General features: G+C 62.5%; 19 protein-coding genes. 5 read left to right on the plus strand and 14 right to left on the minus strand.

The genetic code is table 11. The annotated features are described in order from the left end of the window. Nucleotides 1-87: 87 nt before the first annotated feature. Nucleotides 88-1,947, plus strand: a complete 1,860-nt coding sequence (locus QM609_RS20215; RefSeq protein WP_007732281.1) for a DUF4012 domain-containing protein — start codon at nt 88-90, stop codon at nt 1,945-1,947. 182 nt (nt 1,948-2,129) lie between these two features. Continuing rightward, on the plus strand, nt 2,130-3,161 hold the full coding sequence (locus QM609_RS20220) for an iron-siderophore ABC transporter substrate-binding protein (RefSeq protein ID WP_007732282.1): 1,032 nt from the start codon (nt 2,130-2,132) through the stop codon (nt 3,159-3,161). A 36-nt stretch (nt 3,162-3,197) separates the two neighbouring features. On the opposite strand, the gene QM609_RS20225 is transcribed toward QM609_RS20220, so the two are convergent. The 6 genes from QM609_RS20225 to QM609_RS20250 form a co-directional block, all read right to left on the minus strand. Continuing rightward, nucleotides 3,198-3,701 (minus strand): GbsR/MarR family transcriptional regulator, encoded by a 504-nt coding sequence (locus QM609_RS20225; RefSeq protein ID WP_003942377.1) that lies wholly within the window; start codon nt 3,699-3,701, stop codon nt 3,198-3,200. A 61-nt stretch (nt 3,702-3,762) separates the two neighbouring features. Then, nucleotides 3,763-5,019 carry a hypothetical protein gene (locus QM609_RS20230; RefSeq protein WP_076948672.1) on the minus strand — a complete coding sequence of 419 codons (1,257 nt, stop codon included), beginning with the start codon at nt 5,017-5,019 and terminating at the stop codon, nt 3,763-3,765. Between the two features lie 34 nt (nt 5,020-5,053). After that, on the minus strand, nt 5,054-7,045 hold the full coding sequence (locus QM609_RS20235; RefSeq protein ID WP_082239002.1) for a glycosyltransferase family 39 protein: 1,992 nt from the start codon (nt 7,043-7,045) through the stop codon (nt 5,054-5,056). Between the two features lie 93 nt (nt 7,046-7,138). Then, nucleotides 7,139-7,651 (minus strand): GNAT family N-acetyltransferase, encoded by a 513-nt coding sequence (locus QM609_RS20240; RefSeq protein WP_007732288.1) that lies wholly within the window; start codon nt 7,649-7,651, stop codon nt 7,139-7,141. 123 nt (nt 7,652-7,774) lie between these two features. After that, nucleotides 7,775-9,091: an HNH endonuclease signature motif containing protein gene (locus QM609_RS20245; protein ID WP_050655337.1), complete on the minus strand. Its 1,317-nt coding sequence runs from the start codon at nt 9,089-9,091 to the stop codon at nt 7,775-7,777. A gap of 48 nt (nt 9,092-9,139) precedes the next feature. After that, complete coding sequence (locus tag QM609_RS20250; protein ID WP_076948671.1) at nt 9,140-10,033, minus strand: dihydrodipicolinate synthase family protein; 894 nt, start codon at nt 10,031-10,033, stop codon at nt 9,140-9,142. A gap of 71 nt (nt 10,034-10,104) precedes the next feature. On the opposite strand from QM609_RS20250, the gene QM609_RS20255 reads away from it, so the two are divergent. Continuing rightward, nucleotides 10,105-11,013 (plus strand): LysR substrate-binding domain-containing protein, encoded by a 909-nt coding sequence (locus QM609_RS20255; RefSeq protein ID WP_030537090.1) that lies wholly within the window; start codon nt 10,105-10,107, stop codon nt 11,011-11,013. Between the two features lie 6 nt (nt 11,014-11,019). Here the strand turns inward: QM609_RS20255 and nadC are convergent, their stop codons facing one another. Genes nadC through nadA form a run of 3 tightly spaced genes read right to left on the minus strand, consistent with a single transcriptional unit; the run spans nt 11,020 to nt 14,497 of the window. Further along, the gene (gene nadC, locus QM609_RS20260; RefSeq protein WP_003941805.1) at nt 11,020-11,892 is read right to left on the minus strand and encodes a carboxylating nicotinate-nucleotide diphosphorylase; all 873 of its coding nucleotides are present in this window, start codon (nt 11,890-11,892) and stop codon (nt 11,020-11,022) included. Continuing rightward, nucleotides 11,892-13,463, minus strand: coding sequence for an L-aspartate oxidase (locus QM609_RS20265; RefSeq protein WP_050655335.1), 1,572 nt, complete (start codon nt 13,461-13,463; stop codon nt 11,892-11,894). Before QM609_RS20265 ends, nadC begins: the two co-directional genes overlap by 1 nt. Next, nucleotides 13,460-14,497, minus strand: a complete 1,038-nt coding sequence (gene nadA, locus QM609_RS20270) for a quinolinate synthase NadA (protein ID WP_003941702.1) — start codon at nt 14,495-14,497, stop codon at nt 13,460-13,462. The genes QM609_RS20265 and nadA overlap by 4 nt, the downstream gene beginning before the upstream one ends. A 102-nt stretch (nt 14,498-14,599) precedes the next feature. Here nadA and QM609_RS20275 point away from each other — a divergent pair, with 102 nt between their 5' ends. Next, nucleotides 14,600-15,328, plus strand: a complete 729-nt coding sequence (locus QM609_RS20275) for an NUDIX hydrolase (RefSeq protein WP_007733069.1) — start codon at nt 14,600-14,602, stop codon at nt 15,326-15,328. A 14-nt stretch (nt 15,329-15,342) separates the two neighbouring features. Here QM609_RS20275 and QM609_RS20280 read toward each other — a convergent pair whose 3' ends face one another. Together QM609_RS20280 and QM609_RS20285 are read right to left on the minus strand one after the other, a co-directional pair. Continuing rightward, on the minus strand, nt 15,343-15,675 hold the full coding sequence (locus QM609_RS20280) for a Rossmann-fold NAD(P)-binding domain-containing protein (RefSeq protein WP_050655334.1): 333 nt from the start codon (nt 15,673-15,675) through the stop codon (nt 15,343-15,345). 109 nt (nt 15,676-15,784) lie between these two features. Continuing rightward, entirely contained in the window at nt 15,785-16,387 is a 603-nt protein-coding gene (locus QM609_RS20285) for a TetR/AcrR family transcriptional regulator (RefSeq protein ID WP_007733070.1), read from the minus strand. An 83-nt stretch (nt 16,388-16,470) separates the two neighbouring features. On the opposite strand from QM609_RS20285, the gene QM609_RS20290 reads away from it, so the two are divergent. Next, nucleotides 16,471-17,301: an SDR family NAD(P)-dependent oxidoreductase gene (locus QM609_RS20290; protein WP_042450128.1), complete on the plus strand. Its 831-nt coding sequence runs from the start codon at nt 16,471-16,473 to the stop codon at nt 17,299-17,301. Between the two features lie 11 nt (nt 17,302-17,312). Here the strand turns inward: QM609_RS20290 and QM609_RS20295 are convergent, their stop codons facing one another. The 3 genes from QM609_RS20295 to bioB are packed head-to-tail and all read right to left on the minus strand — an operon-like array spanning nt 17,313 to nt 19,149. Further along, nucleotides 17,313-17,903, minus strand: a complete 591-nt coding sequence (locus QM609_RS20295; protein ID WP_007733080.1) for a DUF2567 domain-containing protein — start codon at nt 17,901-17,903, stop codon at nt 17,313-17,315. 11 nt (nt 17,904-17,914) lie between these two features. Further along, nucleotides 17,915-18,139 carry a biotin synthase auxiliary protein BsaP gene (bsaP, locus tag QM609_RS20300; RefSeq protein WP_003941741.1) on the minus strand — a complete coding sequence of 75 codons (225 nt, stop codon included), beginning with the start codon at nt 18,137-18,139 and terminating at the stop codon, nt 17,915-17,917. Next, complete coding sequence (gene bioB / locus QM609_RS20305; RefSeq protein ID WP_024487821.1) at nt 18,136-19,149, minus strand: biotin synthase BioB; 1,014 nt, start codon at nt 19,147-19,149, stop codon at nt 18,136-18,138. The genes bsaP and bioB overlap by 4 nt, the downstream gene beginning before the upstream one ends. Between the last annotated feature and the right edge of the window lie 110 nt (nt 19,150-19,259).

The following is a 19,259-nucleotide window of genomic DNA, read 5'->3' on the forward strand; positions in this document are numbered from 1 at the left end:
GTCTCGTCTAAGTTTTCACCACTGGGCCAACACTGCTAGACATGTCGACGCAGCTTTCACGCACTCAAACGTCAGGAGCTTCAGCGGATGAACAACGACACGGTGGGACCAAAGTCCGACGACGATTCCGGGGCTGAACCGAGCGGCTCCAACACCATCCCACCGAGGGGCCCGGAGCGCGAAACCAAGGGGGCGGCCGCTTTTCTCCGAAGCCGTAGAACGGCAGTCGCGATCACCGCAACGACGCTGGTAGTGGGCGGTTTCGTGGCATGGCTCGGGTACACGGCATACGAAGCGAAAGACAACCTGGAGGCGGCTCGCGACCACGCACAGTCGGCGAAGAGCGCTCTCCTGGCCGGAGATACGGGAGTCGCAGAGTCTGCCGCGGCGGAAGCCGATCGCGAAGCATCGGCCGCATACGACAACACCCATTCACTCCCCTGGAACATCACCGCCGCAATTCCCGTCATCGGGTCGCCGTTCGAGTCGACGCGCCAGATGACCGAGGTCGTTCAGGGGCTTACGCGTGACGTTCTCGGCCCTGCCGTGACTACCGGAACTTCACTCGCACCAACGGAATTGGTGCAGCCCGGTGGGCGCTTGGCACTCGCACCGTTACGCGAAGCGGAACCGAAACTGGCCGAAACAGCTATCGCCGCGGAATTGCTGTCGTCGCAGGCACAGGAAGTTCCCGAATCGAAGTACCTGGGCCGAGTTAACGATGCCAGAGCAGAATTACAGTCGCAGACAAGCGAACTGGCTACCCTCCTGACGAACACCGCCACCGCGGCGCGCATCGCACCGGCGATGCTCGGCACCGACGGACCGCGCAACTACTTCATCGGTTTCCAGACCAATGCGGAAGCGCGAGGAACCGGCGGCCTGTTGGGTGGATACGGCATCGTCCGAGTCGACAACGGCGCCGCTCGGGTGGACACACTCTCCCCCAACTCCGAACTAACACTGGACAATCAACCGATAGACCTTGGTCCTGACTTCAACCAGCTGTACGGAAACAGTCGACCGACCACCGATTTTCGCAACAGCAACCTCAGCTCGCACTTTCCCTACGCAGCGCAGATCTGGCAGTCCCTGTGGTCACAGGAGTCCGGGGGTGAGCTGGTCGACGGCGCGATAGCGACCGATCCGATAGCACTGAGTTACCTCCTCGAGGCGGTGGGACCAGTAGAGATGCCGGACGGAGAGTCGGTCACCGCCGACAACGTCGTTGAGTTGACCGAGTCGACCGCGTACGCACGCTTTCCCTCCGACAACAAGGCACGAAAGCAGTATCTGCAGACAATCGCGGCCCGTGTCGTGGCGAAGATGACCGGGAACATCAAGTCGCCGAGCGCATTACTGGAGGCTCTGGGCAGAGGTGTCAGCGAGGGCAGAATCGCAGTGTGGAGCTCTCACCCCGACGAACAATCGGTTCTTGCCGACACCGTCCTCGGGCACACCATTCCCGATGATGCGGCTCCGTATGCCGGTGTGGTGATCAACAACCAAGCCGGCAACAAGCTCGACTACTACCTCACACGAGAAATCGACTACACAGCCCAGACGTGCACCGGCGACACCCGAAAGACAACGGTCACCGTTCGACTGACCAACAACGCGCCCGACGCCGACCTGACCGAATATGTCAGCGGGATCGTCGACAACCCCGGACGACTGCCCAATGGCACCAATGTGGCTGCAGTCACTCTGCTTGCGACAGCCGGCGCCAAACTCGATGCCGTCTCCGTGGGTGGACAGATTTCGTTTGCCGTCAACGGAACCGAACAGGGTCACCCGGCCTACATGACCAGGGCCGTCATTCCGCAAGGCCAGACGGTTGAGCTGAAGTTCGATCTGACCGAGCCCACAGCCGAGGGCGAAGCTCGCGTACCGGTCCAGCCGCTTGTCGACGACCCGAAGATTACCGTCGACGTTCCTAGCTGCTGAGCTTGACCGGCAAACGTCGACGAGGCCCCTGGCATGTCGCCGTTTGTCGGGCTCGTGAACTTTCAGCAGATTTGAAACTTTGCCAAAGGCTAGCCTATGCTTCCTGACGCGCCTGGAACCGGCCGTCGGCTGCGATCCGTCGGAGTCTCACTCCTCGGCGCATCGACAACGGAAGGTTCCCCATGCGATACGCCCGTGTGCGCTCACTTCGCCGAACTGTGGCGCTGAGTGGATTGGTCATTGCCGCCCTGGTAATCGGCGGATGCAGTAACAACGACACCGCAACCGAATCGAGCAGCAGCGACTTCGAAACCGTCACCATCGAAAGTGCGCTCGGAAACGCCGTCATCACCGAAAAACCCGAGCGAATCGTGACTCTCGGCATGGGGTCGGCAGAGACCGTAATCGCGCTCGGCACGATCCCCGTCGGCGTCGAAAAGTACGCATGGGGCAGCGACGACACCGGGTATCTGCCGTGGGTCCACGAAGCGGTCACGAAGCAAGGCGGCGAACTGCCAGAGCAGTTCACCGGCGGAACCGATCTCAACATCGAGGCGATCATCGCTCTCGAACCCGACCTGATCCTCGCCCCCTGGTCCGGCATCACACAGCAGCAGTTCGACTCACTCAACGCGTTCGCGCCGACCGTCGCCTACGCCGAGAGCCCCTGGACCATCACGTGGGAAGACCAGATCAACGTCATCGGCAAAGCCATGGGCGAATCCGAGAAGGCGACAGCCGAAATCGACAAGATCAAGTCGCAGTTCGCGGAATCGACTGCAGCACATCCGAACTACGCCGACGTCAGCTTCTCCTTCATCTACAACACGGGCCCAGGAACCCTCGGCGTCTTTTTCGCCGAAGAGCAGCGTGTGGCCATGGTCCGCGCACTTGGCCTGCAGGTGGATCCCGTCGTCTACACCTTGACGGAATCTGAAGGAACAGACTCCGCCGTCATCGGCCTCGAGAACGCAAACCTCCTCGACAAGTCCGACCTGCTCTTCACCTTCTACTCGGACCCGGCCAACCGGGCCGAGATCGAAGCGCAGCCCGCTTACCAGGCAATCCCCGCTGTGGCTCGGGGAACTGTCATCGCTCCGACCGAACAGCCCTTCGTCACCGGTTCCTCGATGATCAACCCTCTGACCGTGCCCTGGTCGCTCGAGCGCTACGTGCCGATGATCGACGAGGCAATCGCGAAGCTGAACAAGTGATGTAGATCAGCATCGTGCGATCGAGAAACCCGCGTCCTATTCGGACGCGGGTTTCTTGCCGTCGCGTTCAGCTTTGAATCGCATCCACTCACTGCTCAGCATGCGATTGTCGATGATCCACCCCATGTAATCGCGCATGTTGAGCACACGAATGTACGCGGGACCGTTGGGATTTGCGTACTGCAGGGCCTCGGTCGCAAGCTTGCGTTGATTCTCGAGATACACGTGCTCTGTTTCGAGGAATCCGCCCCACACGTCGGAATCCATGACGTAGTAGTGAGTCCGATCCCGAGGCTTGCGCGTGAGCTTGACGAACCCCCGGTCGATCAAGCGACGAATGTAGGTGGACACCGATCCGCGACTTGCTCCGAGTGCCTGCGCCAACTCTTCGGCGCTGACCCCTGGCGACTCGCTGATCAACAGATAGCCCGCAATACGTCCTTCGATGCGGGCCCCACCGCCGGACTGCCAGTACACGGAGAACTGGTCGATGAACCAGGTGGAGAAATCGTCACCGCGAGCAGGGCTGGCATCGCCCATTCGTTGAGCCTCCGACGTCTCTGGGTACGAACAATTCGCCACTATTGTGCCAGCACCACCGTCACCGAGCCGAAATCACCAGCCCTGGAGTGGTTGCGATGAACTCGAGCTGTTCGATTGTCAAAGGCGACGCCGATGTGGAGCCAGCCGATGTCACGAACTGGGTCACCACTACTGTTTCGCCGGAGGGGTGAACAACCCGGACCGTGTCATCGCCCGAGCCATCGGGATCGACCAGGCGAGTCACGGTGGTGGAGCCTGGCAACGTCAGTGTGTCACCCGGTTCCGGCACAGCGGTACCAACTGATATTTCGACATCGCTGCTGCCGTCCGCTGTCGAGGCGACGATCCGCTCGCACACTCCTCCCCGTCCGTAATCATCTGGAACCAACGAACCGAGCGGGCGCTCCAAAGTGACGCCTGCCGCGCCGAGATCCTTCCAACGTGCATCGAGCAACTGATTCAGTCGGTCGATATCCATGCGCGACGCAGGTGGACCGGCATTCACAGAATCGGTGTAGCAGGATGCCATCGGCGGCGGCGTCGAGTCTGGAACCGGCGCAGTCACCGCAAGCCCCGGCGCGGTCGCTAACGCGATCAGTTCGTCCATCGTCAAGAGCGGGGAAGCATCCGACGAAGTTCCGGTCGACGTGTCGACGCTGGCAACAACCCGGGATCCATCACCGAGATACGCGACGACTCCGCGCTCGCCCCCGACTTCCGAACCGTCTTTGTCTTCGAAATCGGCTCTGTCCTCGAAATCGGCGATGTCGAGCACTGTTCCGTTTTCGAGATGCTCCCGCCGATCCACCAGACCCTCCAAGCACGGCGGCACCGGCTGATCCCATGCACGCACCTGAACCGAGATATCCGCAGTCCGCCCGACGCGAGTCAAGGTTCCCTTCGCCGACGTAGAACCGCTGAACTCGATCGGGTCGACCCCGTCAGGAAACGAGGCACCCCGGTAATTCTGGATCGGCGCAAACTCGAGCGATTTCGATGGACTCGCAAATACAACGTCGACATCGGAAGGCAGCGATTCGAGTAGTGCGTCGCTCATGGCGGTGGCCTTCGGTCCCGAGAACCATGGATAGTCCGGGTCGTCATAACCGGGCTCACCGGCAAAACCGTAGTTGATACGCACCGGCGGACCCGGCGATGCCACCGAATCGCAGCCGGGAATCGACGTGCCCGTGTCCTCGTTCGTCACCGCCGCGACAACAGTTCCCAAGGCGACGATCGAGACGATCACCAGCCCGTCACGCCAGGTCCATTGCTCGCGGCGACGGTTCGACTCGTGTGCGGTGCGCCCAGACATTTCTCGATCATTGCCTACGGCAACAACTACGTCACTATCCGACATACCCAGTGAGGTCGTAAACCGTGGAATTTCCCACGGTCGTCGATGCGAAATTGGCTTCGACCCATTCCTGGATGGCACTCGACGTGCTGTCCCCGCTTTGGCCCTCTCTCTGGCTTCCGCCCTGGCTACCCGCAATGTAGTAGTGAATTTTTCCGTCTGCCACGTACTGGATGAATTGATCCAATGTCGGTGCGGGATCGGAACTCCAACCGCCGATCGCCATCACCGCGGTATTGCTGGCCAACTCGTAGGTTGCTGCGCTTTGCGAGCCGTTGGTCGCGGCCGACCACGTGGTGCCCGCATTGACCAGCATTCCCGTCAACTCGGAAGTACTTTCACTGCCGCTACTCAGTTCTTGCCCGTTCGACGCCGGATTTACAGTCGCGTCAGAAGAATTCGGCGGAGCGTCACCGTTTTGCAGCTCTGGGCCCCCACCCATACCTCCTCCCCCGCCCATTCCGGAGTCGGACACGGCGCCGGTTGGTCCGGCCGTCGGGATGGATCCGCCGTGCGCTGTTGCGGCAGTGGCAATCGCGTAAGACGCAGAACCGGTTATCCCTGCCAACGATCCAAGAATCAATCCAGCGACAGCGAGCTTGCGGAATCGATCCTTGGCTCCCACTAAAACCAAAATCGCGCCGACGACAGTGCCCGCCAACAGAATCCACTTCAGCATCGGCAGCCAGTCGGCATTGCGGTGCAACAACACCCAGCTCCAGATTCCTGCGGCCAGCATCGTCGCAGCCAACCCGCAACGTCCGATCCAACGGGCACGGACCAACCACAGAGCGTATCCACCGGTCCCGATCATCCCCGCGACGGCGGGCGCCAGCGCAACTGTGTAATAGGGGTGGATCGTGCCGGACATATAGCTGAAGATCAGGCCGGTAACGAGAAACCAACCACCCCAAAGGATCAACGACGCACGGACAAGATCTGTGCGCGGTGCGCGTCCCCGAGCGAGCAGTCCGAACACCACTGCGATCAGTGCCGCAGGTATCAGCCAGGAAATCTGGATACCCATCTCGCTGCCGAACAGCCGCTCCAGTCCGGTACTCCCCCCGAAGCTCGAACCCGCACTGCCACCGGCCATTCCGCCACCGCCACCGGTGCTCCCGAAAAGTCGACCCAATCCGTTGTATCCCATTACCAAGTCCATGACGCTGTTGTTGGTCGATCCGCCGATGTACGGGCGAGAATCAGCGGGCCACAGCCACACTGCCAACACCCACCACCCAGCCGATATGACAACGGACGCAGCACCGATGACCAGGTGGGCCAGGCGAGTCCGCAAGCGCACCTGTCCGGCGATCAAATACGCGGCACCAAATGCAGGCAACACCATCAGCCCTTGCAGCATCTTGGTGAGAAAGGCAAACCCCAGCGCTACTCCTGCGAGCGCCACCCACATAGCGGCTCGACGACCTATCGCCGTGCACATGGCGCGAATAACGAAGTAGCCGGCGAGAGTCATGAGCAGAACCAACAGTGCATCAGGATTGTCGAACTTGAACATCAGGGCGGCAGCGGGCGTAGCTGCCAAAACAGCTCCCGCCACCAAACCCGCAGCGGGCGACGCCACTCGTTTGACGGCCGCGTATACAAGCGCAACTGATCCGATGCCCATCAATGCCTGCGGAACTAGAAGGCTGGCACTCGAAAATCCGAAGATTCGCCCGGACACACCCATGACCCACAATGAAGCGGGCGGTTTGTCGACCGTGATGAAATTCGAGGTATCGAGGGACCCGAAGAACCACGCTTTCCAATTCTGGGAGCCGGCCTGCGCCGCTGCAGCGTAGAAGGTGTTGGCGTAGCCACTCGCGGTCAGATTCCAAAAATACAGGACTGCCGTTGTTGCCAACAGGATCGTCAGCGCCAATCCTGTACTGCGCGTGCGGAACCACGACGGCGAGGGCTCCGCGCGATGGGCAGTTGGTGCCGGCCGCTGACGCGGGGCCGGATGCAGAACGGCGGTCATCAGGAAGTCCCTTCACGAGTTACTGTCCTGCCAACGATCGCGTCTCCAACCCTGGCGGCACTGGGAGCCGGCTGGAAAGTTGCTGTGAATGGCTCAGGTCAGGGAGCGCTCGAATAGCACGACGCTGAACCAACCGTTGTCGGCATCGTCTCCGAAGTCACGACGCCCTACCTCGGCGAAACCCGCGTCTCGGTAATAGCGGCGCAACCGCACGTTGGTTTCTACACAATCGAGCCGCAGGTACTGCGCGTTCTCCTGCGCGGACCGTCGATGGGCCCAGACGAGTAAGCGTTCGCCCAACGAGGTGCCCGAGAATTCTCGATCGATGACCAATCCGTGCACGTAACCAGCACGCTCGTTCGAATCGGGCCAGACCACAGGGTCCGACCAGATCAACCGCAGGGCGCCGACAATCCTCGACTGCTCCCGGTCTCGCGCAACAAAGAACTCCCCTCTCGAAATCTGCTGCTCGACCTGCTCGACAGACACTTCACGCGGGCGCCACTGGATGATTCCGCGTTCTGCCAACCAGTCTTCTGCCGCGTGCCGCAGCGCCAGAATCTCCGGCCCATCGGTCTCGACCGCTTGCACAACGTCGACAACCATATGACCTCCCCCATATCTGCAGCCGTTCACAACAACACGGCCTCCAGGCCCCAACCCGGGTGTATCTCCGAGTTGAAGCCTATCGGCGTGAAGTTGTGCGCCTGAACGGGTGTCACCACTCAGTCAGGTTTTGAATGTGGTGTTGGCCGGTCGCGGGTGCTGGCCGGGGTCGATCGAGGGCGGCGGGATGAACCACGGTTTGTTGTCGACCCCGATCCGGATCACCCACTTCCCGACGAACTCTGATTTGCGGTGCATCAACCGGTGATGTGAACGGCACAGCAGGACCAGGTTGTTCATCACCGTCGGCCCGCCGTTCGCCCAGTGCCGAATATGGTGCGCATCCGTCCAGGCGGGCACACATGTGCAACCCGGGAACGCGCAGCCCTTGTCCCGGGCGATCAACGCCACTCGCTGTTCAGCGGTCACCAACCGTTTCCCGGGTTTCGCATCGAGCGGCGCGCCGTGATCGTCGAGCAGAACGGTCGAGAGGAAACAATCGCACCCGAGAAGCCTGGTCTGCGACACCGACAGCGGTCCGAGCCAGGGCATGTGCCCGACATCGAGATCCGACAAGTCCAGATCGTGTGAGCCTTCGTCGTCCACATCAGAAGGCGACGCGGCGCAATCCCGATGCTCCGCCAGATCCCGAGCGTTGATGTGCACGTTCACGTGCGGACGCTGACCACCATCGGTACCGGTCTTGGCGCAGTCCAGATAGCGGCGGATCAGTTCGGTGAACCCGTCCGCCGTGCGTTTCGCCGCCGACCGAGCATCCGGCGTCCCATCCGGTGCCGGGGTCGGCATCGTCAGATTCGACAACGCCGACAACAGCATTTCACCGGTCAGGGCATCGAAATCGCCGCGCACCACCACTCGACCGTTCAATGTCGAGGCGATCCGCAACTCGTTGAGATCGACATCCTCGGCGGGCGGGATCTCATCTGATTCGAACAACCGCTCCAAGGTCGCGATCACGTTCCGCACTTTCGTCGTCGTCGCTTCCACACCCGACGCAGCCGCCAACAACAAATCGATGCACTTCGGTAGCGCCTCCTCCGGCATGCCTTTCGGTGGTGATTCACAGAACGCCACGATCAACACGGCATGATCGAACGAACAGTCCCCGCCATCGAACCGAGCCGCCACCGCCGGAAACGGCCGCAAAGCCGCACCCAACGTGGCGATCTTCTTCCCGTCCCGAACCTGCAGCATCGTGTTGGCCGCCAACCAGGACCCCACACCGCGGCTGGCAATCACCTGATCACCCGGGCGCAACGAAAGTTCGTCGACCACCGCCACACGAACGGCTTCGAGGCGCAGAATCTCCGCACTCGCCGACACCGCAGCAGCGCGCAACTCGGCAGCAGTCAACCGCCACAACCGTCCGCGTAACCCCACCGCAGAACCAGACACCACATCCGACAACAAGACAGTCATTGAATCCCCCGATCCCCTCCCCAAATCATACTCGAACACCCGTTCGAGTCAAGAGTGGTAGACCTCGAGCGCCCGCGCTACCGATTCGTCACCCGCAGGTAGCAACGGCAGTCGCACATGGGGAGTCGGAATCTGTCCCAACGCATGCAATACGCCCTTGATCACAGTCGGGTTCGGTTCGGAAAACAGAGCTCCGGACAGCTTCGACAAACTCCGCCCGAGGTCACGGGCGCCGTCCACATCGCCACTGTCCCAAGCTTTAACCAAGCGGACGAACTCAGCGGTCGACACATGAGCGGACGCCAAGATGCCACCGGCCGCACCCAAGGCCAGAAGAGGCGCGAGAAATAGATCATCCCCCGCCAGTACGGCGAAGTCGCCTGGAAGATCCGCGAAGAGTTCGACGGCAGCTGCGTCGATACCGCCCGCGGCATACTTCACACCAACAACCCCGGGCAAAGTACCCACCTCCTGCAAAGTGCCGCTGTCCAGATCGCACGCAGTCCGGTACGGCACGTGATAGACGATCAGCGACACTGGGCTCGACGACTGCAGATGCGCGAAATGCGCCACCACACCGGCTTTCGACGGCCTCGTGAAGGAGGGAACCGGCACCAACGCCGCCGAGACCTCAGGCCACCGTGCCAGCCTCCCGAGCGCCTGCGCACTGCCCGCCGTGTCGTTACTGCCCGCGCCGACGATCAACGTCGCACCTCTCGCACGGCACACATTCGCACAGATATCCAGAACGGTCACTCTCTCCTGTTCGGTGAGTGTTGCGGCTTCCGCTGTAGTCCCCAGCGCAACGAGTCCGACCGCACCCTCGGAGAGGACCCGGTGCGCAAGCTGTTCGAGTGCATCGGTTGCAATACGACCGTCGCTCTCGAAGGGCGTGATCAGTGGAACATGGATTCCGGCCAGGTCAACTCGAGTCGTAGTCATAGAACTCAGCCTCACCGAACAAACCTTGTAGGTCTAGTTCGCATTTCCATCGTCGAGCGTAAGCTGAGCTGATGCTCGATGTTCGTCGACTGAAGCTCTTGCGCGAACTAGCGCTGCGCGGAACCATCGTTGCCGTTGCCGAGGCGCTGTCGTTCAGTCCCTCCGCGGTGTCGCAGCAGTTGGCCGTCCTCGAACGTGAAGCCGGCGTGCCGCTGCTGGAACGAACAGGCCGTCGCGTCCGGCTGACACCCGCCGGTGAGAACCTCGCACGTCATGCCGAAGCCATCCTGCAACGCCTGGAGCAGGCGTCAGGTGAATTGGTCGACGCACGTCGTGGACTGGCGGGGCCGCTGCGCATCGGAACGTTCCCGACCGCGGCACGGGCGATCCTCCCGGCGGCATTGATCGCCCTGTCTCGCGAGCATCCCGGGTTGGAACCGATGGTTTCGGAGATCGACCCGGCGGACGTCGCCGACGACCTACGAGCTGGGACTCTGGACTTGGCGTTGATTCACGACTACGACTTCGTCCCTCGCCCCACCGAACCGGGCCTGACGACATTGCCGCTCTGCAGCGAAGCCGTGTACCTCGCATCGAGTGACATCGAGTCAGATCCCCACGACGCTGTCGCATCGCTGACCGACTGCGTAGAACGTCCCTGGATTACCGCAATTCCCGGAACTGCTTGTCATGCAATGACTATTCGCGCATGCCAGGCAGCTGGATTCACCCCGAAAGTGCGACACCACATCGACGAATTCGCCACCGTTCTCGCCCTCGTCGCTGCGGGACAGGGTGTTTCGCTGGTTCCTGAACTCGGAGCAATCCATCCGCCGCTAGGTGTGCGCCTGACGCCGATGCCCATTCGACGAAGGACCAAGATTGCACACCGAGCGGGCTCCGACGCTCACCCGGCGGTCGCAACCGTGACAAACGCGCTTCGCTCGGCCGTCCCGCAACTGCTGGACGCCGAGCAATAGCGACACCTACATGTCGAGCCCGAGGTCGAGGACCGTCACCGAGTGCGTCAAGGCACCGACAGCGAGGTAGTCGACGCCGGTTCGGGCGTACTCTGCGGCAACGTCGATGGTGAGACCACCGGATGACTCGAGTTTGGTTTCTGGAGCAACAGCGTCTCGGCGCTGGACCGCGATCTGCGTCTGCCACAGCGGGAAGTTGTCCAGCAGAACAAGTTCCACGTTCTCCGCCAGCACCTGATCGAGCTGAGTGAGGTTGTCGACCTCAACTTCGCACTCGATGTCCGGGGCGAGCTCACGGACCGCACGAAGTGCTGCGACCACCGAACCGGCAGCAGCAACATGGTTGTCCTTGATCAACGCCGCGTCGCCCAATCCCATACGGTGGTTGACGCCTCCGCCCACGTGGACTGCATATTTCTGCAGAGAACGCAGTCCGGGCAGCGTCTTTCGGCTGTCCCGCACTTTGGCATGAGTGCCGGCAATGGCGTCGACCCACTGTGATGTCGCCGTGGCGATTCCCGAGAGATGGCAGACGAGGTTGAGCATCGTGCGCTCTGCCGTGAGAAGTCCGCGGGTGGGTGCGACAACGGTGAGCACCGATTGACCTGGCGCAACCCGAGTTCCGTCGGCCACCCGATCAACGACCTCGTAGTTACCCGCGCCGATCACCTCGTCGAGAACAAGCAGTCCGACGTCGATGCCGGCGACAGTACCCGAGGAGCGTGAGACGACCGACGCCTTCGCGACCGCATCGGCGGGAACCGTTGCGGTAGAAGTGATGTCGGGGCCATAGCGCAGATCCTCGTCCAGAGCGAGCCTGACCAATGTGAGCAGCTCGTCACGGTCGAGCGGCGCGGGCAGGATCTTCTGCTCGGTCATCAATGAACTCCTGTCAACAACATGTCGGGTATTTCGAGCGCTCCGTCGGCACCCATCTTGATCCGAGTGCTGCGACGCTGATTCGGATCTGTTTCAGGATAGTCGGTGCGGGTATGGCAGCCACGGCTCTCGGTTCGCGCCACGGCCACGTCGACCAATGCAGTCGCGGTCAACGTGAGCGCCGCGTCTTCGAGGTCCGGAGCAGCCACCGCCACTGTCTGTTCGGCGTCGGCAAGCGCGGCTCGCGCAATCTGGAGACCGCCTCCGTCGCGAACCACTGACGCGTGTGCCGTCATGACGGACTGCACGGTCTCTCGCGGCAGGATCGGCATCGGCTTGCGCACCACGTTGACCACTTCGGCATGAACCTCGAGACGCTCGGCAGCTGCGATTCCTGCACGCTCCCCGACTACCAAACCCTCGAGAAGGCTGTTGGACGCAAGACGATTCGCGCCGTGCAATCCCGTGCGAGCCACTTCGCCTGCTGCGTAGAGACCAGGCACTCCCGTTCGTCCATGGACGTCGGTGGCGACTCCGCCGCACGAATAGTGCGCGGCCGGAGCGACCGGAATTAATTGGGTGCGTGGATCGATGCCCGCTTCGAGGCAGGACGCCATGATGGTCGGGAATCTCGAATCGAAACCGTCGAGCTTGCGAGCGTCGAGATAGACGTGATCAGTGCCGAGATCGCGTAGGCGTGCTGCGATTGCCCTCGAGACCACGTCACGCGGGGCGAGATCACCCAGCGGATGAACACCTGCGGTGACCGAATCACCGTTGGTGTCGACAAGAATCGCGCCCTCGCCGCGGACCGCCTCACTGATCAGGGGTCGGCGGCCTACCCCGCCCGGAGTGAAGAGCACCGTCGGATGGAACTGAACGAACTCCAGGTCCGCAATCGCCGCACCGGCTTCGAGTGCCAACGCGATTCCGTCGGCAGTCGCTCCGGGCGGATTTGTGCTGCAGGCATACAGCTGACCGAGTCCGCCGGTAGCGAGCAGCACCGCGGGCGCATGGATCACTCCGAGGCCTTCCGGCGAGGAGACGATGAGTCCGCACACCCCACGCCGGTTGGTCACCACCTGGACTGCCGCTGCACCGAACAGAACGGGGAGCCCGGCAGCATTGAGAGCCCGCTGCACTTCCGCGCCAGTGGCGTCGCCGCCGGCATGGATGATCCGACGCGTGCTGTGCCCACCCTCGCGGGTGCGCGACACCTCGCCGTCTCGCCCGCGATCGAAGACCGCTCCCAACGCGGCCAGCGCAGCAACAGCGTCGTGACCAGCTTCGACGATGGAATAGACAGCTTCCTCGTCGCACAAACCGACGCCGGCCTCACACGTATCCGAAACGTGCGACTCGACGGAATCGGTATTCAGATCGTCGACGACCGCGATGCCGCCCTGCGCGTACTGAGTCGCGGTGTCCGTCGGACCGCCCTTGCTGACCGTGAGTACTTTCAGTCCCCGCAGAGAAGCGGTGCGCGCAGCGGTGAGGCCCGCGACACCGCCTCCCACGACGACCAGGTCGGCATGAGCCTCCCAGGCGAAACGCCCGGCAGGGCTGGTCACTCGCCGCCGCCCGGATTACCGATCTCGATCATGCGCTGCACCGACTTCTGTGCACGCTTGGCCATCTCGAGATCGACGTGGACCTCGTCCTTGCCCTCGAGAAGGCAACGAAGCAACGCGGCAGGCGTGATCATCTTCATGTACGGGCACGACGCGCGGTCGTTGACGGCCTGGAAATCGACGTCGGGCGCTGCCTTGCGCAACTGGTGCAGCATCCCGATCTCGGTCGCGACCAGAACCTGCTTGCTCTTGGTGACGCGGGCAGCGTCGAGCATTCCGCCGGTGGAAAGAATCTTGACCTTGTCCGCGGGGACCGCGCCTTCACCGGCTAGGTACAGAGCCGAAGTAGCGCAACCACATTCAGGGTGCACGAACAGCTCGGCGTCCGGGTGCGACTTGGACTTGGCCGTCAGCTCGTCACCGTTGATGCCGGCGTGCACGTGGCACTCACCAGCCCAGATCTGCATGTTGGTACGGCCCGTCACGCGCTTGACGTGAGCTCCCAGGAACTGGTCCGGCAGGAACAGAACCTCGCGGTCGGGATCGATCGAGTTGACCACGTCGACGGCATTGGACGAGGTGCAGCAGATGTCGGTGAGACCCTTCACCTCTGCGGTTGTGTTCACGTACGACACCACCAGGGCGTTCGGGTTGTCGGCCTTCCACTCACGAAGCTGCTCGGCATTGATCGAGTCGGCCAGAGAGCAGCCGGCTCGCTCGTCCGGGATCAGCACAGTCTTGGACGGCGACAGGATCTTCGCGGTCTCGGCCATGAAGTGCACACCGCAGAAGACAATCGTGTCCTCGGGCGCCTCGGCAGCGATTCGCGACAGCGCCAGGGAGTCACCGACATGATCGGCGACGTCCTGAATCGCAGGCAGCTGGTAGTTGTGCGCAAGAATCGTCGCGCCGCGTTCGCGAGCCAGACGTTTGATCTCAGCGGCCCACTCGGGGGTCGCTTCGACTCCGTTGTATCCGCCGGGGCCGTCGTGAATCTGCGAGGCCGATCCCTCCCATAACGTCGTGGTCGTCATGGCGTTCTCCTTCACCGTGAACCCGGGCTCGTCACCCAGTTCAAATCCGGACGGGCTGGCCCGGATTTCCGTATTCGAGGTTTTCGACTTAGGATCGAAAACGTGCCCAATAGTAACACCACCCACGAAGTGCTTGCAGCGGTGTTCCAAGTTCGCACCTTCCCCGCAAGCATCGCCGCAGGTGACGGCGATCACTGCCCGCAAGGTCGTGAAGAGTTGGCCGTGCTGCTGTGGCAGCGTGCACTCAACCCACAGAAGGGCACGTGGTCCCTGCCCGGGGGCACTCTGCGCGACGACGAGGACCTGACGACCTCCGCTCGACGACTCCTCGCCGAGAAGGTCGACCTACGAAAGGTCGCCCACCTCGAACAGCTCTCCGTCTTCAGTGATCCACAGCGCGTGCCGGGTCCGCGCCGCATCGCGTCGACCTTCCTCGGACTCGTTCCCCTCAGCGCCGACCCACAACTGCCACCGGACACGGCCTGGCACCCCGTTTCGAAGTTGCCGGAGATGTCGTTCGACCACGGAACCGTCGTACGGCACGCGCGCAATCGACTTGCCGCGAAACTCTCGTACACCAACATCGCATTCGGGCTGGCCCCGGAAGAGTTCGCGATGTCGACACTGCGCGAAATCTACTGCGCTGCCCTCGGTTACCAGGTCGATGCCACCAACTTGCAACGCGTGCTGGGGCGTCGAGGCGTTCTGACTCCCACCGGCAACACCGCACCGTCCGGCAAGTCGGGTGGACGTCCACCCGCCCTGTACCGTTTCACCGACTCCACCTTGCGGGTCACCGACGAATTCGCCGCACTACGGCCGCCAAGCTGACACCGATCGCACTGTCAGGCAACAGCTTCGAGACTTCCGCGCTGCAACCACACCGAGGTCACGGCGCCGGCCGGATCGATGACCCGGTTGATTACACCGAACCGAGTCGTCACCCGATCGAGAATCCGATCGGCCTGCCAACGATCCGTCGGATCGGCGACAATCGCAAAGAAGCGATGGGCAGGTTTTCCCGCCATGACGCGAACCAATTCGGTGACCGTCCGCGCCGTGACTGCCACGCTCCAACCAGCGTCGAGAAACTCGGCGGCCGTGCGCGCACCGTGCTCGAATCCGATGTCCGTGACAAGTACAACTCCCCTGTTGGCGGCGATCTCTGAAACACTCATTGCCGAACCTCCACTCGGAATCAAACTTCTTGACTCCTATGTAAGTCCGCAATCTTGTGCTTCCCTTGTGCTGGTTCTGTGAGAACTCTGGGGAATTGCGCGCCCCACCTCAGACAGCCCTGGAAAGGCCCGCCCAGAAGACCGTCGAGGCCGCGTTCACCACCTCGCCCACCGGCACGTCGCCCAACATTCCGCCCGCAGCAAGCGTCGCGACGCCGTGGAACGTCGCAAAGGCAACCAGCGCAATACTTTCCGGATCACCGGCGGCAATGTCACCTGCGGCCTGAGCTTCCGAAACGAGCCGGACGGTCAGGTCCATCGTCGCGTGCCCCGCGTTGACGACAGTTTCGGCGGCGCCCGGCGCATGCTTGTTGCTGTACATCAGAGAGAGCAGGCCCGGATGCTCCAGCGCAAAATCCACGTAGGCATTGGCGAGCGAGGAGAACCGGGCCCTCGCGGTCGGTGGAGCATCCGCGACTGCCCGCTCGAGCGCACCGGTCATCCGATGGAATCCACTTTCGGCCAAGGCATCGAGCAAAGCCTGGCGATCACGAAAGTGCTTGCCCGGAGCCGCGTGGCTCACGCCCGCCTCACGCGCGAGTTGCCTCAGCGACAACTTGTCGACGCCATCTCGTTCGAGTGTTGCTTCGGCCGACGCCAGGAGTTCCTGTCGCAGGCTGCCGTGATGATACGGCTGTTCGTGGGCGGGCATGGTGGCACCATATCAAAATGTTGTCATTGACAACTATGGTGTCAGTGCCTACATTTGGGATCACCCGAACCGAAGGAGCCACCATGGCCATCGACGTAGCCGGAACCACCGTCCTCATCACCGGAGCCAGCGCTGGGCTCGGAGTGGAATTCGCTCATCGCTTTGCCGCTCGCGGCGCAAACCTGGTTCTGGTCGCCAGGCGGGCCGACCGCCTCGAGGCACTCGCCACCGAACTCCGTGGCGCCCACGGCATCATCGTGACAGTCCTGCCCGCCGACCTGGCCGCACCCGGCGTCGGTGCATCGCTGCACCAGGAGCTGACAAACCGTGGCATCACCGTCGACTCGCTGATCAACAACGCCGGATTCGGAACACACGGGGCATTCGTGGACGAAGATCTCGAGCGCGTCACGTCCGAGATTCAGCTCAACATCGCCACGCTGGTCGAGCTGACACACACATTCCTGCCCGACCTTCTCACCGGCCGCGGAGCACTGGTCAACATCGCCAGCACAGCGTCGTTCCAGCCGACACCGGGCATGGCCGTCTACGGCGCGTCCAAGGCGTTCGTACTCAACTTCACCGAAGCACTCTGGGCCGAAGCTCGCGGCAGCGGATTGACTGTATTGGCGGTGTGCCCCGGTCCGACGCGCACCGAGTTCTTCGACGTAGTCGGCTCCGAAGACGCGGCGGTCGGGCGAATGCAGACGGCAACTCAGGTGGTGGACACCGCTTTCCGAGCACTGGATCGACGCTCCGCGCCGCCGACCGTCGTATCGGGACTGCCGAACTGGGTGTCCTCGATCAGCACTCGCTTCGCAACCCGCCGGTTGGGCGCGCTGATTTCCGGGCGACTGTTGGGTGACGTGCGAATGAAAGCCGAAACCAAGCGCTCGTCGACCTCGCCGGCGTAGCGACGCAACAGTTACGGAAGTTTCGGCTGGCTCTCGACTTCGGCCTGTTCGGTGTCGGTGGCCGGATCCCCAGATTCCGGATCCCCGGATTCCGGGTGGTCCCCCACCCCGAGGTCGTCGTACGGATTGAGCACTGCAAGAACCAATGTCACGACGCACGCCGCGAGCGGCTGAAACAGAAGCACGAGCAAAGTTCCGACGTTCGGGGCCCGCGCAATGATCTCCCCGACCGCCGGATTGTCGGCCGTGGGGAAACGCAGTTTTGTCACGCCCGAACCCACGAGTGCCATCAGTCCGGTACCTGCCACTGAACCGACTATCAACCCGCCCAGGGCATAAGGACCTCGACTCAGGCGTGCCAACCAGGCCGCCACCGCCGACAGCACACCGACGATCAGTGCCAGCCAGATGAACACGGCGCTCGCGTCGAACTGATGAAGGCTCTCACCCGTCAACGCGACGCCGCGCCCCTCGGACACCACCAACAGGTGCTCGGCCGGAGCCAAGAACGCCCACAGCACACCGACGAGCACGCTCACGCCCGCAATGGTTGCGGCGATCACGATCGCGGTGCGCAGACGAATCTGCCGAAGAGAGATCACACAGAGTGACGCTACCTGCGGGCGACGTCGATCGAGTCGACGACACCGTGTCGGGAGCATTTCGCCCACCATCCGTCAGGGCTGACCTGAACGATCATGCGGCGCCCGCACTGCTCGCAGAAGCGAGGAGGCTCGAGCCCCATCGACGCCGCAGTCGGCGTCGGATCGTCGACGCCGTCGACGATCCGACGCCCGGTGAACGGGTTGTACCGCTCCTCGGTCACCGGAGTGCTCACAGAGTGTCGTTCAGTGCTTTGATCGGCATCTGCAGATCCACCAACAAATCCAGATCCTTCTCGGCGGGACGTCCGAGGGTCGTCAGATAGTTGCCGACGATCACGGCGTTGATTCCGCCGAGGATGCCCTGCTTGGCACCCAGGTCGCCGAGAGTGATCTCGCGTCCACCTGCGAAGCGCAGGATCGTGCGAGGCAGCGCGAGACGGAAAGCGGCCACGGACTTGAGCGCCTCGCTGGCGGGCAGCACGTCCAGATCACCGAACGGCGTACCCGGACGCGGGTTGAGGAAGTTGAGCGGGACCTCGTCCGGCTCCAGTTCAGCCAGGTTGGCCGCGAATTCTGCGCGCTGCTCCAGCGATTCACCCATGCCGAGGATTCCGCCGCAGCACACTTCCATGCCTGCTTCACGAACCATCCGAAGCGTGTTCCACCGCTCTTCCCACGAGTGCGTGGTCACGACGTTCGGGAAATGCGACTTCGAAGTTTCCAAGTTGTGGTTGTACCGGTGCACACCCATGGCGGCCAGTTGGTCGACCTGCTCCTGGGTGAGCATGCCGAGCGAGCAGGCGATCTGGATGTCGACCTCGTTGCGGATCGCCTCGATGCCTGCGGCAACCTGAGCGAGCAACCGGGCGTCGGGTCCGCGGACGGCGGCCACGATGCAGAACTCGGTAGCGCCCGACTTCGCAGTCTGCTTGGCAGCTTCCACCAAGCTCGGGATGTCCAACCACGCCGCGCGAACCGGCGACTGGAAGAGTCCGGACTGCGAGCAGAAATGGCAGTCCTCAGGGCAGCCGCCCGTCTTCAGGCTGATGATGCCCTCGACCTCGACCTCCGGTCCACACCACTTCATACGCACATCGTGGGCGAGAGCCAGCAGGTCTTCGAGCCTGTCGTCGTCGAGTCGGAGTACGTCGAGCACCTGGCTTTCGGTCAGGCCAACTCCTCTTTCGAGAACTTGCTCGCGCGCCTGGTCGAGGATGTCGACCGTCGCAGGGGCCGTGCTAATCGGGGGCGGGGTCACAGACGTCTCCTTCGAAACCAGCAAAATTGAACACCGTACAAGTTGAACGGTGTTCACGTTAGAGACGTGGTGGAATACTGTCAAAGGCGGGTCCG

It is taken from the genome of Rhodococcus sp. IEGM 1302 (genome assembly GCF_030056935.1).
GTDB lineage: Bacteria > Actinomycetota > Actinomycetes > Mycobacteriales > Mycobacteriaceae > Rhodococcus_F > Rhodococcus_F qingshengii.